The organism is Aquimarina sp. TRL1 (genome assembly GCF_013365535.1).
In the GTDB taxonomy this organism is placed as follows: domain Bacteria; phylum Bacteroidota; class Bacteroidia; order Flavobacteriales; family Flavobacteriaceae; genus Aquimarina; species Aquimarina hainanensis.
In genome coordinates this window covers 3,435,214-3,451,623 of the sequence record NZ_CP053590.1, presented here as the reverse complement: position 1 = coordinate 3,451,623, position 16,410 = coordinate 3,435,214, and the positions used below count along the sequence as shown (strand labels likewise).

The following is a 16,410-nucleotide window of genomic DNA, read 5'->3' as shown; positions in this document are numbered from 1 at the left end:
TATCTTCAGATAAAGGCTGTGTATTACTCATCCTCTTTTTAATATTAGTTTCCTTTAGGTAAGTCCAAGAAAACATGTCTTTTTTCTCAAAGAAATTTCATCCAAATACTTCGTTTATCATAAAAAACACTTTATCAACCATTTAATAAAAAAATAAAATCTTGAATACATACTAAACTAAATTATACCACTGGAATCGTTTTCTATACCAATGACTCCTTTTTTATACATAACCTGCAACTATTCAGATTATAAAAGTGAAAAGCATCAATGACATATTTTCTTTATAAACTTTTTTTCTTCTAATCGGGTGCCATTCTGGTTTGTTAAAAAAATACAATAAAAACATAAAACTCCCTTAAAAAACTCGTTTCCCGCAACATACACTTTTTGAAATGAGTCACTGGTACAATTATTGAATTTGAGACACTCAAAAAAATCTTAATTATTTTTATGAAAAAACATGTACCCTTTATTCTCGTATTATTAATACAGTTTGGTTTTTCTCAGGAAATCGACATTGAAAAACTCACATTAGATGACTACTTATCGGATTTAGAAACACTTGACAAAACGATTGAAGCTCAACACCCTAATCCGTATAAGTACGTATCAAAAGAATTACAATTAAAAAACAAAAAAAATGCGATCAAACGTTTAAAAAAAGAGCCTTCCTATCATCATTTTATACAAGCGTTAAATCGATTCGGAGATGGTCATCTCAGTTACACTCCTCCTGAAGATTTTATAGATTACACTATTATGAACGACATTTTCTTTCCTTTTCCTGTACTCGTAAGGGGTGGAAAAATGTTTATTAATTATAAAAACACCACCCTTCCCTTTGGAACGGAGATTACTGCTATAGAAAAAATAGCTACAAAAGAAATCATAGATAAACTTCACTACTATATTCATGGAGATGGGTATATCAAAACAAATACAGAAACAAACATTTCATCTGACTTCCCTTTTTATTACTCTAATTACATTCAAAAAAATGTTACTTCATTTTCAATAGAATACAAGAACATAAATACAGGTTCTCTGAAAACAATTCAAGTTCCCGCTGTAGATTATTATGAATTATACAGAAGAGCTTTTCAGGCAATGCATCCGATTAATAAACTGGAACAATACAAAACAATTCACGGTCATTATCTTCCTGATTCGAAAACGGGAATTCTAACAGTTAATAGTTTTAATATAAACGAAGCATACGCTTATAAAGAATTTAGTAAGTTTTTCAAAAAAATGAATGCTGATCAATATAAGACGGTTATTATCGATATTCGAAACAATCCCGGGGGAAATCCAAATATTGCAGCTTTATTATTTTCATTTATTACAGATACTAATTTTAAAAATCTATTTAATTATAAGACTAGTACTATTAAATTGTATTCTGAAAATCTGATCGATGAAAATGGAGCACCTGTAGGGTATGAAGGAATTAAAAATTTCGAAAACTTCCTGTACCAACGTTTTGATAAAAAAGACAGTATTTACATCGGAAATGATCGATTAAAAGAAGGAATTTTAGAAAACTTCCCTCCGGACAAAGACAATTTTAAAGGAACTGTATATACTACTATAGGAGGAAATACTTTTTCTGCGGCCGTGTATTTCGCTAAACTATTCAAAGATCATAAAAGAGGAAGTATTGTAGGAATAGAAACAGGTGGAAATGAAAACACCACTTTTGCCGGGTGGTTCATGAACTATAAACTTCCAAAAACGAAATTAAGAGTTCGAATTCCTATTACCGAACTATATTTTGGGGATGTGATTGACACCCCACATGGAATTATTCCTGATCATATAGTTCCTGTAGATCAATACATGAAGTATCTTCTAGAAGAAAAAGATCCTGAACTACAATTTATCCTTGATCGAGAACATAAATAATTACCATATACCAAGAAGCCATTCATGAATTGAATGGCTTCTTTTTTAGAGTTAAATTACTTTTTACTGTTTCGGAATATTTGCTAAAATCTCTTTGACAAACTTCCAATATTTTTGTAGGGAAGAAATGCTTGCACGTTCATCCGGGGAATGTGCTCCTAAAATGGTAGGACCAAAAGAAATCATATCCATATCCGGGTAGTTTTGTCCTAATATTCCACATTCCAATCCTGCATGACAGGCTGCTATATGTGCTTTTTCTCCATTTAACTTTTGATATAATGTATCTAAAACCTTTAAAATCGGAGACTCCATATTTGGTGCCCATCCAGGATAATCACCACTTGTCTTCACCTGACATCCGCATAGCTCAAAAGTAGCTGTTAAGGTATTTACGACATCCTCCTTAGAAGATTCTACACTACTCCTGGTCAGACATTCGATAATAACCTCTCCTCCCCCTATTGTTACTTTGGCTATATTATTAGAGGCTTCTACAAGATCTGCTATGGAAGGACTCATTCTATACACTCCATTATGCGCGGCGTATATCGCTTTTATTAACTTAGTACTTACCGCTTCACTTACGACCTGTAAAGGGACTTCTGTATTTTCTATTACAATTTCCAAATCGGCTTCTGTAATAGAAAAATCATTTTTAATAGTTGCTATTAACCTCTTACTTTCAGCTTCAAATGCTGTAACTTCCGCTACAGGTACTTGTACTTTGGCAAAACTTTCTCTTGGAATGGCATTTCGTAAACTCCCACCACGGACCTCATGAACTCTCAGTCCAAACTGAGTAATCCCAAGATGCAATACGCGATTCATTATCTTATTCGCATTTCCTAACCCTTTATGAATATCCATCCCGGAATGTCCTCCATTCAAACCTCTTACAGCAATTGAATATCCGGCATATGCACCTTCTAATGTTTCTTCTTTATAGGACATCGAAGCTGTTACATCGATTCCTCCAGCACAGCCTACTCCTATTTCATCATCTTCTTCTGTATCCAGATTTAGTAAAATATCTCCTGTTAACCATCCAGCTTCTAAACCCATTGCCCCGGTCATACCAGTTTCTTCATCAATCGTAAACAGTGCTTCAATAGCAGGATGCGGAATATCTGTCGATTCTAATATAGCCATAATCGTAGCTACTCCTAATCCATTATCAGCACCAAGTGTTGTTCCAGCTGCTTTTACCCAATCTCCCTCTACATACATTTCTATTCCCTGTGTGTCAAAATCGAAAACCGTATCCGCATTTTTTTGATGTACCATATCAAGATGTGATTGCATCACTACCGTTTTTCGATCTTCTAATCCAGGAGTAGCCGGTTTATTAATAAATACATTTCCTATTTTATCTACCTTTGTCTCCAATCCCAATGACTCTCCAAAAGATTTCATAAATGCGATAACCCGCTCTTCTTTTTTTGAAGGTCTGGGAACCTCATTAAGATCTGCAAACTTATTCCAGACTGATACCGGCTCCAGCTTTCTTATTTCTGAACTCATAATCTTGTATGTTTTAATGGTAAAATTACGTTAAATCGTTGTTTTGCTTTCCGCAAAGAACGGATTTTTTAATTTTAGATCATACATTTACCTTATGCAATTGACAACAAAACGTATTCTTGTATTTTTACTCCCATTACAAATAGTAATTGTAAAAATACTCTCTCTTGTCCCGGAGTTTGTAGAACAATATTATAGTAATGGTATTTATCCTTTTATCAGTACATTGTTGCGATATGCTTTGGGCTGGTTGCCCTTTTCTTTTGGAGATATCGCCTATATCCTTCTCATTTTTTTACTCCTTCGGTTTTTATACAAAGTACTCTTCAAAAAAAAGTATTCCTGGAAAGAGATCCTAATAGAAATCGGAGCTACTTTATCAATTGTATATGCTTGTTTTCATATATTATGGGGATTAAACTACTATAGAATGCCGCTTCATTCCATTCTTCAAATCGAAGATCAATACGATGAAGAAGCCCTTATCAAAGTGACTGAACATTTAATAGAGCAAGCTAATGCACTTCATTCAGAACTAGAACAAAATGATTCAGTTTCCGTACGAATTCCATATTCTAAAGATGATATTTTTCAAAAAACAGTTCCTGCCTATCAGGAATTGGGGAATACATATCCCAATTTTCGATACCAACCTGGAAGTATAAAAAAATCTTTATTAAGTCTACCTTTGACATATATGGGATTTAGTGGGTACCTAAACCCTGTTACGAATGAAGCACAGGTAAATGCCTTAATCTTACCTTTTAAATTCCCTACAACAAGTTGCCATGAAGAAGCACATCAATTAGGGTTTGCTAAAGAAAATGAAGCTAATTTTATTGCTGTATTAGCAACACTGGCTTCAAAGGACCGATATTTTAATTATAGCGGAACTACCTTTGCACTCAGATACTGCATAAATGATTTATACCTGAGAGATGAGCAAAAAGCAATTTGTTTACTCGAAAAATTACGTCCGGGAATCCGTAAAAATTATCAGGAAGTGCGAGATTTCTGGGATCAATATCAAAATCCTATTGAGCCACTTTTCAAAAGTACTTATGACAGCTATTTAAAAGCTAATAATCAACCGGATGGAATTGAAACATACAGCTATGTTTCGGCTTTAATTGTTAACTATTTCAAAGATAAAAGCTTCAAAAAGTAATAAATTTCAACCTCAGCTGTTAAAAATTTACTAATTCCTTAAGTCTTTCTCTCCTAAGATTTATCTTTAAAACCCATATAACATTTAATATTTAGTATCATAGACACTTCTTTGCTTGAGGAGCAATGCCTATATCGCAAAGATTGATGGGGGATATCTATATATCATCCCCAGTAAACACAAACAATATCATTAACAATGAAAAAAACATTACTGCTATTTGCTTTGATGTTCGGTTTTTTTAGTGGTCATTCACAAGAATATTTCCCTAAAAATGACGGTGTTAAAACATCGGACACCAATTACACCGCACTTCAGAATGCAACAATTCACACCACCCCCACTACAGTTATAAAAAACGGTACCTTATTAATTCGGAAAGGAAAAATTATTCAGGTAGGAAAATCTGTTAATATTCCGGTAAACAGTACAGTTATTGATCTCAAAGGGAAGCATATCTATCCTTCTTTTATTGACCCTTTTACCTCATTTGGAATAAAAAAGCCAGAAGGAAAAGGAGGGAATCCATACAGCAACCCTCAATTCCACCCGTCCAGAGAGGGGTATTACTGGAATGATCATATACGCCCTGAAACCAACGCACTCCAAGAGTTTGTGTATGACAAGAAAAAAGCTTCAGAATATATCAAAGAAGGTTTTGGAGTTCTCAACACACATGTAGCTGATGGAATTGCCCGAGGTACTGGTTTATTGGTTGCACTAAATAATGAGGGAAATGATGGAGATCGACTTATAGAAGATCGTTCTGCTCATTATTTTTCTTTTAAGAAAAGTAAAAAAAGTAAGCAATCCTACCCTACCTCTCTTATGGGGTCGATGGCATTACTCCGGCAAATGTACATAGATGCTGCATGGTATGCACAAGGAAATATAGAAAATAAAGATCTGTCACTGGAAGCATTATTAAGAAATAAAAATATTCCTCAAATCTTTGCTGCAGAAAGTAGAGAAAACAGTTTGAGAGCTGATAAGGTTGGAGATCAATTTAATATTCAGTATACGCTGGTAGGAGGAGGTGATGAATATGCCCGCATACAGGATGTAAAAGCTACAAATGCTACTTACATCATCCCGCTCGATTTTCCAGATGCTTATGATGTATCAGATCCTTATATGCAAAATGCAATAAGTCTTGGAGATATGAAACACTGGAATCAGGCTCCCACCAACCCAATGGTACTCAAAAAAAACAACGTCCCTTTCTCTCTTACTACCTATAAACTAAAAAAGGTAGCTGATTTAAAAACCCGGATAAAAACAGCAATTAAGCACGGACTGGATAAAACCACTGCTTTAGAAGCCTTGACCACTATCCCCGCTAAAATATTAGGAAAAAGTAACCTTATTGGCACATTACAACCGGGCGCCTATGCCAATTTCTTAATCACCAACAAAGCTTTATTTGGGGATGATACGATACTTTATGAAAACTGGGTACAAGGGAATAAAACCATAATCAATGATATGAATATTATTGATATCACCGGAACTTATGATCTTACTATAGGGGCTAAAAACTATACTGCGGTGATTTCAGGATCCCCCTCCAAACCCAGCATTACGGTATCATCAGGAGCGCATACACTGGGTAGCAAAATCGAGTACAAAGATAACTGGGTAACTATTACTTTTACTTCTCCTGATGTTACTAAAAAAACATACAATCGAATCGTAGGAAAAATAGAAACTGACACTGCTAACTGGAGAGGAAAAGCGATTACAACCGATGGAACAACTACCACATTTACAGCTAAGAAAAAATCAGATAAAAAATCAGATAAAAAGGATACAAAAGAAGTCAATACAAAACCAGAAGTACTCCCTGTAACCTATCCGAATATCGCTTATGGAAATTCAAAAATTCCAACCGCCGCTACCATTTTGTTTAAAAATGCTACCGTCTGGACTAATGAACAAGATGGGATTCTCTATGAGACTGATGTCTTGGTCAAAAATGGTAAAATTGAAGCAATTGGAAAAAACCTACGAGCAGGAGGGGCAAACGTTATAGATGCTACCGGAAAACATCTTACTTCAGGAATAATCGATGAACATTCTCATATTGCAGCAGCATCTATAAATGAGGCCGGTCACAACTCTTCGGCAGAAGTAAGTATAGAAGATGTTGTCTTATCAGATGATATTAATATCTACAGAAACCTTGCAGGGGGTGTTACTACCATTCAGATCCTACACGGTTCTGCCAATCCTATTGGGGGAAGATCTGCTATTATAAAACTTAAATGGGGAGAAAGTGCCAATAACTTATTATACCCGAATGCTCCTAAATTTATAAAATTCGCATTAGGAGAAAACGTCAAACAAAGTAACTGGAATAGCAGAAGTCGCTTTCCACAAACAAGAATGGGTGTAGAACAAGTATATATCGATTATTTCTCCAGAGCAAAAGCCTATGATGCGTTAAAGAAAAGCGGGAAACCGTATCGAAAAGACATCGAATTAGAAACACTGGCAGAAATTCTAAACAAAGAACGATTTATCAGTTGCCATTCGTACGTACAAAGTGAGATCAATATGTTGATGAAAGTTGCCGAAAAATTTAATTTCAACGTAAATACTTTTACACATATTCTAGAAGGATATAAAGTTGCTGATAAAATGGCTAAACACGGTGTTGGTGGGTCTACTTTTTCGGATTGGTGGGCTTATAAATACGAAGTGAATGATGCGATCCCATACAATGCGGCAATCATGCACAACCAGGGAATTACTGTCGCTATTAATAGTGATGATGCAGAAATGTCCCGGAGATTAAATCAGGAAGCTGCAAAAGCTGTGAAGTATGGAGGGCTTGATGAAGTGAGCGCCTGGAAGTTAGTCACCTTAAATCCGGCAAAACTATTGCATATCGACGATAAAGTAGGAAGTATTAAAGTAGGGAAAGATGCAGATCTTGTACTATGGAATAACAATCCTTTATCTATCTATGCCAAAGCCGAAAAAACCCTTATCGAAGGAGCTATTTATTTTGATATAGAAAAAGACAAAGCGATGAGGAATACTATTGCAGATGAGAAAAACAAACTAGCTCGTCTGTTGTTACAGGCAAAAAATAAAGGTATGAAAACGCAACCTGCCAAGAAAAAAGAGCATCAGCATATGGAATGTGAGACAATAGAAACCATACACCAATAATAAAAACAGGAATCACATGAAAAATTTTATATACAGTTGCGCTTTGATAACTGCTTTTATTGGAAAAGGAATTGCGCAACAAACTCCTGCAAAACCACAACATGAAGCTATTACCATTGTAGGAGCCAAAGCTCATATTGGTAATGGAGAAGTTATCAATGAGAGTATTCTTATTTTCGAAAATGGAAAAATCACCACTATCGAAAAAGCCGGAACCACTGCCCCAAAAGGTCGTGTAATAAAAGCAAAAGGAAAACATATATACCCTGGATTTATCGCTCCAAACACCACATTGGGTCTTATAGAAATTGATGCTGTCAGAGCTACGGATGACGATAGTGAATTAGGAGACTACAATCCACATGTACGCAGTATTATCGCATATAATGCCGAAAGTAAAATTGTAGAAACCATGCGTCCTAATGGGGTACTTATTGCTCAAACAACTCCAAGGGGAGGTCGCATTTCCGGAACTTCATCAATTGTACAGCTAGATGCATGGAACTGGGAAGATGCTGCTGTAAAAACTGATGATGGTATCCATATTAACTGGCCTGCTGTTTTTTCTCAAGGTCGTTGGTGGATGGGAGAAGAACCCGGATTAAAACCTAATAAAAACTACAACAAGGCGGTTACTGAATTAGGAGCCTATTTTTCGGATGCCAAAGCTTCGATCAAAGCAAATACTCCTGTCAATAATTTACCTCATTATGCTTTAAAAGGGCTTTTTGATGGTTCAAAAACTGCTTTTATACATATCAACTCTGAAAAAGCAATACTGGATATGATTTCATTTGCAAAAAAATATGAGATCAAAAAAGTAGTTATTGTAGGAGGAACAGAAGCATATAAAATTGCTTCTGAAATTAAAAAATCAGGAATTCCCGTCTTAGTAAACAGAACACACTCTACTCCTGACAATGAAGATGATGATTATGATTTGCCTTATAAAAATGCAAAACTCCTTATGGATCAAGGGATATTAGTAGGATTACAAAATAGTGGAGGAATGGAGCGCGCCAATACCCGAAACCTTCCATTTCAGGCCGGTACTGTAGCTGCTCATGGGTTGGACAAAGAGAAAGCACTGCAACTGATTACTGCTAACAATGCCAAAATTTTAGGAATTGATAACTCTATGGGGACGCTGACTGTTGGAAAAGATGCTACTTTATTTATAAGTAATGGAGATGCACTGGATATGAGAACCAACTTAATAGAAAGTGCTTTTATTCAAGGTCGGGATATCAGCTTAGAAAGTCATCAAACAAAACTTTGGAAACGATATCAAAAGAAATATACGGAATAATAGTACATACTTTAATGCCGGAGAAACATTAAATGAATATTATCCTAAGATAAATAAACAGAGTATATAGCTCTATTATTTAATAAGTGAGTTATATTTTTACTATAAAAAAGTGGCTTGAGATCTCAAGCCACTTTTTTTAAGTTCTTATATTGGTCGTTTAAAAATATAGCGGGTAATAAAAATTCCTTTCCCATCTTTTGATCCTGCATCACTCTCTACAGCACTTGCTACAAAAACCAAATCCCATCCCTGAGAAATCATATCAGTAAGTTTAGAAGAAACAACAGCATCATTAGCTGCTATATTCTGAAAACGAATTCCTCCTAAGTTATAGAAGTTTAGCAATTTTGTTTCCTCAAAATCTTTAACTCGGATTTCTTTTCTATCTGATTTATTTCTCTCATTTTTTTCTTCTGTTCTATGAGAAGTAAACTTTTTATAATCCCTTTGTTCATTTGTAGAGATTAACCTAGAACGTCCTAATCCACTCCCTACAATAGATTCTACACTAGTTATTACTTTTACTTCATACTTCGGGGTTGCGTCTTGTGCTTTCATTCCATAAGCAGTGGCAAAGGTCAGTACGATTGATAAAATAATTTTTTTCATTTTCCTGTTTTAAATTAGTATTGGTTTATTAAAATTTCCCCTTTTTTAGAAAAGGTATCTCCACCAAACCAAAGAACATGCCAAAGTCTGACTTTTAAATTCCCTACAATACTCCAGATGTTATTTATAAAAACAAAGACTGCTATAAAGCAGTCTTTATCAATTAATTAATATAAACCTGATGTAAGAAAAATGCTTTAAAAAAGAATCAAATTTCTTAAATCAACCTTATATCATTACTAAATTCCCATTTTGGCCATGTGAAACTCAGACTTGAAGTTAATTGCAACTCTTCCTCTCACCGCTTCATAAATATCGTCATTCTTTGATCTCCAAACAGCCTTCACTCCTTCCTTTACCAACCAGCTAAAACTTGGAGTGTACGTTGGCCTTGGTACCAGATCCATTAAATGAGAAGCATCTAAAGCTTCTGCAAACATCTCTGCTGCCAAATCTCTCAATTCATTATTGAGATCGTGTTCTAAAATAGGTTCGCCTGGGTAGAAAAAAGTAAGAATGTCGATGACCATCTTATCATCACTTACACTTGTTGTGGTAGCCATAAAAATGATATTAAAAATTAATGATTTATGTAAACAGAAGATTAACTTTTATTAGTAGCGTTATCCCCTTTCACAAATTTCAAAATTTATAGCGCATTAAACCACCCTGTTTTCAGTGAAAAACAGGAAACTCAGGTCTTTTGTTTTTTCTTTTTAGCGGCAGGAAACAGAATATTATTGAGGATGAGTCGATATCCAGGAGAATTGGGGTGTAATTCTAATTCTGTTTTAGGATCACCTACTCTATGACGATAATCTTCGGGATCATGTCCCCCATAAAATGTAAAGAACCCTTTTCCTTTTATTCCATGAATATACCGAGCTTCATTATTTGTTCTATTTTCTCCTAGTATCAGTACATTTGATTTAATCTCTCGATGATCATACGCAGTAGTTTGCCCCAAAAAACCTTTAACCAAAGCTGTATGGTTCTGGCATAACATGGTAGGGATCGGATCCCATTTTGCAGAAAAATCCATGAGTGTAAAATAATCCGTAGTTTCAGGAATCCTTCTTTTTCTCGTCATATCAATGGTGGAGAACTCATAGACTGTCGGGCTTCTTTCCAAGGTAAAATTGGTAAAAGCAAATGTTTTATTATAATCTATTTTGGATTGGTATCCTGGTTCACTGGGATCTCCATCAAACATCGCTTCGCAAATATCAACTCCTTCTGCTGCCAATGCGATTTCGAAGCTATCTGTAGCACTACACATGGCAAACATAAATCCTCCTCCAATCACATAATCTCTTATTTTTAAAGCCACTGCGAGTTTTTCTTCTGATACCTTATCATATCCTAACTCACTTGCTAATTTTTCTGCATTTGCCTTTTCTCTAATATACCAGGGAGTTGCTCTATAGGTACCGTAAAACTTCCCGTATTGCCCTGTAAAATCTTCGTGATGCAAATGAAGCCAATCATACAAAATAAGATTGTCTTCTAACACCTCTTTATCATAAACAATATCATAGGGAATTTCCGCAAAAGTAAGTACCATAGTTACGGCATCATCCCAAGGTTGTTTACTTTTTGGAGAATACACAGCTATCTTAGGCACTTTTTCTAAGATAACTGCCTCCATATTTTGAGATGGACTACTGATTTCTGATAGGATTTGCTCAGCTTCTACCTGAGATAATACCTCATAAGAAACCCCTCTTACAGTACATTCTTTTCTAATTTCTTCTGCATCCGGAAGCAAAAAAGAACCTCCTCTGTAATTAAGCAACCACTTTACTTTTGTGTTTTTGCCTAGTGTCCAATAGGTAATCCCATATGCTTTTAGATGATTGCGCTGACTTTCTGCGTCCATTGGTATCAAAATATAGGAAGCATAAGTCTGCAAAGAAAATAATATTCCTACCAGAAATACTACGGTCTTTATTTTTTTAGTCTTGGTAATATTGTTTATCCAACCAAACAGATCGGTCAATATATGTTTAAAAAGGAACGTCGTCGTCATCATTAGAATCATTTATACTACTCCCAAAAGCTTCATCCGCACTTGGAAGGTGAGTGGTATCAAATGGATTCTCTTCTTCACCCTCATTCATTTTGGAATGATACTCAAAAGGAGTACTAAAGTCATCTAAGTTATCAAATTTACCTAAGTGTCCAATAAACTTTAACCTAATATTTTCTAAACCACCGTTACGGTGCTTGGCTACAATGAACTCTCCTTGCCCTTGAGTCGGTGATCTTTCTTCATCATCCCACTCATCTATTTTATAGTATTCCGGACGATAAATAAAGGATACAATATCAGCATCCTGCTCAATCGCTCCAGATTCACGAAGGTCACTCAACAGAGGGCGTTTGCTTCCTCCACGGGATTCAACGGCACGGGATAACTGTGATAAGGCGATTACCGGAATATACAATTCTTTGGCCAATGCTTTTAAGTTTCGAGAAATCGTAGAGATTTCCTGTTCACGGTTTCCGTTTTTTCCTGACCCTCCTGCTGTCATCAACTGCAGGTAATCAATAATAATCATCTTGATTCCGTGCTGAGAAGCTAATCGCCTGGCTTTTGCTCTAAGGTCAAAAATTGATAATGACGGAGTATCATCAATAAATAACGGAGCTTTTTCCAGGTCTTTTACCTTTACATTTAATTGCTCCCATTCGTGTTTTTCTAATTTTCCGGTACGTAATTTCTCTGAAGACAAACCTGTTTCAGAAGAGATCAAACGGGTAATCAGCTGTACTGATGCCATCTCCAGAGAGAAAAACGCAACAGGTATTCCCTGTCCTACAGCAATATTTCTAGCCATAGATAGCGTTAATGCCGTTTTTCCCATACCCGGACGAGCAGCTACAATAATCAAGTCACTTGGTTGCCATCCTGAGGTTAGCTTATCTAACTTATCAAAACCGGAAGGTACTCCACTCATTCCTTCCTTATTGGAGATTTCTTCTATCTTCTTTTTAGCCTGTATTACCAAACTCTGAGCAGATTCACTCGATCGTTTAATGTTTCCTTGAGTTACTTCATACAATCTGGATTCTGCCATATCCAGTAAGTCAAAAACATCTGTAGTCTCATCATAGGATTCTTCTATGATTTCGTTAGATATTTTAATGAGACTTCGCTGAATAAATTTTTGCAGAATAATACGTGCATGAAACTCAATATGCGCAGAAGAAGCCACTTTCTGCGTCAGTTGTATCAAATAATATTCTCCCCCTGCTTGTTCTAATTTCCCATCTTTTTTTAACTGGTTAGAAACAGTTAATAAGTCAATGGGTTCTGAGTTTTCAAACAATCTAAATATAGCCTCGAAGATGTATTGGTGCGATTCTTTATAAAAAACTTCGGCATTGAGAATATCAATAACTTCGTCAACCCCTTTTTTATCAATCATCATTGCTCCAAGCACAACTTCCTCTAAATCAACAGCTTGAGGAGGTACTTTCCCTTTTTCCAACGGTATTACGTTTCCCTTACCATAATTTGCCGATGGATTTCTTTGTGCTTTTTCCATAGTTACGAATGTAAAAAAAATGTAAAGAGATGAACGGAATAACTACATATCAATGTTCACTGGTCTTCAACATTTTACCTGTTAACAACTCTTTTTTTTTGTTAATAAACATAAAAAAAATCTGAAGTGCAAGTCTTCAGATTTTGGAATAAGTGATTTTTTAAGGGTTACCCTTTAAAGTCTCCCATATTGGCATATTTTTCCATACGCTTTTCTATCAAATCTTCTTTTGATAAGTTTTTTAATTCTTCAAAAGAGGCTGTAATTTGATCTCTGACAGTTAAAAACATTTTTTCTCTGTCACTATGTGCTCCTCCAAGAGGTTCTTTTACTATTTGATCAACAACTTTCAGTTTTACACTGTCTTTTGCTGTCAATTTTAATGCTTCTGCTGCGCGCTCTTTATGATCCCAACTTCTCCATAAGATAGAAGAACAGTTTTCTGGAGAGATCACAGAGTACCATGCATTTTCTAACATTAAAACTTTATCTCCTACGCCTATACCTAAAGCTCCTCCACTGGCTCCTTCACCAATGATAATAACTATAACAGGTACTTTGAGTCGTGTCATCTCCAAAATATTTCTGGCAATCGCTTCTCCTTGTCCACGTTCTTCTGCTTCTAGACCTGGATATGCTCCTGGTGTATCTACAAAACAAACTACAGGAATATCGAATTTCTCTGCACTTTTCATTAATCGAAGCGCTTTTCTATATCCCTCAGGATTTGCCATTCCGAAATTTCGGTATTGTCTTGTCTTTGTATTGTATCCTTTTTGTTGCCCAATAAACATATAGCTTTGATCTCCAATTTTTCCCAATCCTCCGATCATTGCCTTATCGTCTTTTACAGTACGATCTCCGTGTAATTCAAGAAACGAATCCCCACAGATTGCATGAATATAGTCAAGGGTATAAGGTCTAGATGGATGTCTAGACAATTGGACACGCTGCCATGCCGATAGGTTTTTATAGATATCTTTTTTAGTCTCGTTCAGCTTTTTTTCAATCTGTTTGCATGTATCAGTCACATCTACATCACTCTCTTCTCCAATAGCACATGCTTTGTTGTACTGCTCTTCGAGCTCTTTTATAGGGAGTTCAAAATCTAAATATTCCATATCAAGAATATATTTTATTTTTACTAGGGTTAGCGGACAAATATAAAAACTTTAGTCGTTATCTTATATCATGTAGGCATTCTTTTTCGCTTTTTGATATTTTTAAAAACACCATTTAGCACCACGGTCCCAAGTATAATCAAGGCTCCGTAATAAAATTGAGAACTCATTTTTTCTGAATCTCCGAAAATCAAAAAAGCAAGTAAAATTCCATAAACAGGCTCCATATTAATAGTAAGCATCACGGTATAAGGACTTAAGTACTTCATTACCTGTACCGATCCGATGAGTGCATATGCTGTACAAACAGAAGCTAAAATCATTAAAAACACCCAGTCTGAGGTAGACAATTGGAAAAAGCTCCAGGAAAATCCTTCTGCTCCATCCCCTATACATGTCATAACAATAAGGTATAAAGTAACGACAGCTACTCCACTTATCAGTTCATAAAAAGATATTACAGAAGGTGCATACCCTTGTACTAACTTCCCGTTGATCAAAGAAAATACGGATGATAAAAAGGCAGATATTAATGCCAATACAATTCCCAGAAAATAATTTTTCTCCACATTAAATATCAAATAGAGTCCACCAATAACCATAAGACCAAACAGCACTTCATACCAGATTAGTTTACGTTTATAGAAAATAGGTTCCAAAATAGATGTAAAAAAGGCTCCTGTGGACAATACAGCCAATGTAATGGAAACATTAGAAACCTTTATAGCTGCAAAAAATGTAATCCAATGTAATGCTATTACAATTCCTGCCACTAAAAATGCCAACAATAATTTTTTTGACACCTGCAGTCCTATCTTTCTGATTTTTATATACCCCCATATAAAAACAGAAGCCAATAACATCCGATACCAAACTAATGGTATTGCATCAATAGAAATTAACTCTCCTAAAATTGCTGTAAACCCCCAAATAAAAACGATAAAATGTAAGTGGAAGTAGTTTTTAAGTCTAGCGTTTGGCATTATACAATAAATAAATAGCTAAAATTCCAAAGGACACATTCGGAAACCATACTGCAACAATGGGTGAAAAATCTGATTGCTTAGCCAGAGTTCCCAAAACCTTATCCAAAAAGATAAAAATAAATGCCAAGGAAATTCCTACGGCTAAATTGATTCCCATTCCTCCTCTTCTTTTCATAGAAGATACAGCCACTCCGATTACTGTAAGAATGAATGCAGATATAGGAATACTCCATCTTTTATAAGCAACGACCTTATATCTGTTTATATCGGAAGACCCTCTTTTACTCTCTTTGTTTATAAACTCGTTAAGCTCCATATAATTGAGTGTCTCAGCTACATAAGTAACGGGAGTAAATTCTTCTATATTAAAAGGCAGCAGGGTATCTTTTTTACGTTCTTTAACAATAATATCTCCCTTATCCGTCACATCTCTTCTCACATAATTACTCAACTCATAAAGACTATCTTTATAGGTAATTTTTCTCGCTGAAATTTTAGTTACCAAGGTATTCCCTTTGAAATACTCCAAGGTAAAATTAGAGGCAGACTTATCTACCGGTTTGAAATCACTCGCATACAAGTACACTGTATCATTAAGTCTTTTGTATACATTCTTAGTTTCCTGAACTTTTTTATTTTTCTTCAGATAGGAATACCTAAATTCATTAAATCCCAAACTTGCTTTAGGAGCCAGAAATAATCCCATAGCCAACGCTCCCACACAGATAATCACAGCACCAATCATATAAGGTCTTAAAAACCTCCAAAAAGATACTCCTGAACTCAAAAAAGCAATAATCTCTGTCTTATTAGCTAATTTAGACGTAAACCATATTACTGATAAAAAAACAAAAAGAGGAAACAGCAGATTTGCAAAATAAATAGTAAAATCCAGGTAGTATTTCAACACCGCATCCAGGGGAACTTCGTGCTCCAGAATGTTATCTATCTTTTCTGAAAGATCTACGATAATCCCGATAGGAATAAATAATAATATCATGGTAGAAAAAGTCCCCAGATATCTCTTTAATATGTACCAGTCAAGTATTTTCAA

12 protein-coding genes are annotated in these 16,410 nt (G+C 35.3%); 4 read left to right on the top strand and 8 right to left on the bottom strand.

Annotated elements, in window-relative coordinates; all coding sequences use genetic code 11:
- Positions 1-453: 453 nt before the first annotated feature.
- Complete coding sequence (locus tag HN014_RS13980; protein ID WP_176029471.1) at positions 454-1,908, top strand: S41 family peptidase; 1,455 nt, start codon at positions 454-456, stop codon at positions 1,906-1,908.
- A 63-nt stretch (positions 1,909-1,971) separates the two neighbouring features.
- On the opposite strand, the gene HN014_RS13975 is transcribed toward HN014_RS13980, so the two are convergent.
- On the bottom strand, positions 1,972-3,432 hold the full coding sequence (locus tag HN014_RS13975) for an aminoacyl-histidine dipeptidase (protein WP_176029470.1): 1,461 nt from the start codon (positions 3,430-3,432) through the stop codon (positions 1,972-1,974).
- A 94-nt stretch (positions 3,433-3,526) separates the two neighbouring features.
- On the opposite strand from HN014_RS13975, the gene HN014_RS13970 reads away from it, so the two are divergent.
- From HN014_RS13970 to HN014_RS13960, 3 genes are all read left to right on the top strand, one after another.
- On the top strand, positions 3,527-4,600 hold the full coding sequence (locus tag HN014_RS13970) for a DUF3810 domain-containing protein (protein WP_176029469.1): 1,074 nt from the start codon (positions 3,527-3,529) through the stop codon (positions 4,598-4,600).
- Between the two features lie 198 nt (positions 4,601-4,798).
- On the top strand, positions 4,799-7,777 hold the full coding sequence (locus HN014_RS13965) for an amidohydrolase family protein (RefSeq protein ID WP_176029468.1): 2,979 nt from the start codon (positions 4,799-4,801) through the stop codon (positions 7,775-7,777).
- A gap of 16 nt (positions 7,778-7,793) precedes the next feature.
- Positions 7,794-9,086: an amidohydrolase family protein gene (locus tag HN014_RS13960; RefSeq protein ID WP_176029467.1), complete on the top strand. Its 1,293-nt coding sequence runs from the start codon at positions 7,794-7,796 to the stop codon at positions 9,084-9,086.
- A 147-nt stretch (positions 9,087-9,233) separates the two neighbouring features.
- Here HN014_RS13960 and HN014_RS13955 read toward each other — a convergent pair whose 3' ends face one another.
- From HN014_RS13955 to HN014_RS13925, 7 genes are all read right to left on the bottom strand, one after another.
- Positions 9,234-9,647, bottom strand: coding sequence for a hypothetical protein (locus tag HN014_RS13955; protein ID WP_176031122.1), 414 nt, complete (start codon positions 9,645-9,647; stop codon positions 9,234-9,236).
- A gap of 290 nt (positions 9,648-9,937) precedes the next feature.
- The gene (locus HN014_RS13950) at positions 9,938-10,261 is read right to left on the bottom strand and encodes a hypothetical protein (RefSeq protein WP_176029466.1); all 324 of its coding nucleotides are present in this window, start codon (positions 10,259-10,261) and stop codon (positions 9,938-9,940) included.
- Between the two features lie 131 nt (positions 10,262-10,392).
- Positions 10,393-11,730 carry an asparagine synthetase B gene (locus HN014_RS13945; protein WP_254884009.1) on the bottom strand — a complete coding sequence of 446 codons (1,338 nt, stop codon included), beginning with the start codon at positions 11,728-11,730 and terminating at the stop codon, positions 10,393-10,395.
- Complete coding sequence (gene dnaB / locus HN014_RS13940) at positions 11,705-13,249, bottom strand: replicative DNA helicase (RefSeq protein ID WP_176029465.1); 1,545 nt, start codon at positions 13,247-13,249, stop codon at positions 11,705-11,707. Before dnaB ends, HN014_RS13945 begins: the two co-directional genes overlap by 26 nt.
- A gap of 167 nt (positions 13,250-13,416) precedes the next feature.
- Entirely contained in the window at positions 13,417-14,370 is a 954-nt protein-coding gene (locus HN014_RS13935; protein WP_176029464.1) for an acetyl-CoA carboxylase carboxyltransferase subunit alpha, read from the bottom strand.
- Positions 14,371-14,438: 68 nt separating this feature from the next.
- Positions 14,439-15,353, bottom strand: a complete 915-nt coding sequence (locus HN014_RS13930) for a DMT family transporter (protein WP_176029463.1) — start codon at positions 15,351-15,353, stop codon at positions 14,439-14,441.
- Positions 15,340-16,410, bottom strand: a complete 1,071-nt coding sequence (locus HN014_RS13925) for an LptF/LptG family permease (protein ID WP_176029462.1) — start codon at positions 16,408-16,410, stop codon at positions 15,340-15,342. The genes HN014_RS13930 and HN014_RS13925 overlap by 14 nt, the downstream gene beginning before the upstream one ends.

What these genes read in the sequence shown, in the direction of transcription:
- HN014_RS13935 (WP_176029464.1), bottom strand. Translation starts at nt 14,370, where the DNA reads ATGGAATATTTAGATTTTGAACTCCCTATAAAAGAGCTCGAAGAGCAG.
- HN014_RS13945 (WP_254884009.1), bottom strand. Translation starts at nt 11,730, where the DNA reads ATGATGACGACGACGTTCCTTTTTAAACATATATTGACCGATCTGTTT.
- HN014_RS13970 (WP_176029469.1), top strand. Translation starts at nt 3,527, where the DNA reads ATGCAATTGACAACAAAACGTATTCTTGTATTTTTACTCCCATTACAA.
- dnaB (WP_176029465.1), bottom strand. Translation starts at nt 13,249, where the DNA reads ATGGAAAAAGCACAAAGAAATCCATCGGCAAATTATGGTAAGGGAAAC.
- HN014_RS13955 (WP_176031122.1), bottom strand. Translation starts at nt 9,647, where the DNA reads ATGAAAGCACAAGACGCAACCCCGAAGTATGAAGTAAAAGTAATAACT.
- HN014_RS13930 (WP_176029463.1), bottom strand. Translation starts at nt 15,353, where the DNA reads ATGCCAAACGCTAGACTTAAAAACTACTTCCACTTACATTTTATCGTT.
- HN014_RS13975 (WP_176029470.1), bottom strand. Translation starts at nt 3,432, where the DNA reads ATGAGTTCAGAAATAAGAAAGCTGGAGCCGGTATCAGTCTGGAATAAG.
- HN014_RS13950 (WP_176029466.1), bottom strand. Translation starts at nt 10,261, where the DNA reads ATGGCTACCACAACAAGTGTAAGTGATGATAAGATGGTCATCGACATT.
- HN014_RS13965 (WP_176029468.1), top strand. Translation starts at nt 4,799, where the DNA reads ATGAAAAAAACATTACTGCTATTTGCTTTGATGTTCGGTTTTTTTAGT.
- HN014_RS13980 (WP_176029471.1), top strand. Translation starts at nt 454, where the DNA reads ATGAAAAAACATGTACCCTTTATTCTCGTATTATTAATACAGTTTGGT.
- HN014_RS13960 (WP_176029467.1), top strand. Translation starts at nt 7,794, where the DNA reads ATGAAAAATTTTATATACAGTTGCGCTTTGATAACTGCTTTTATTGGA.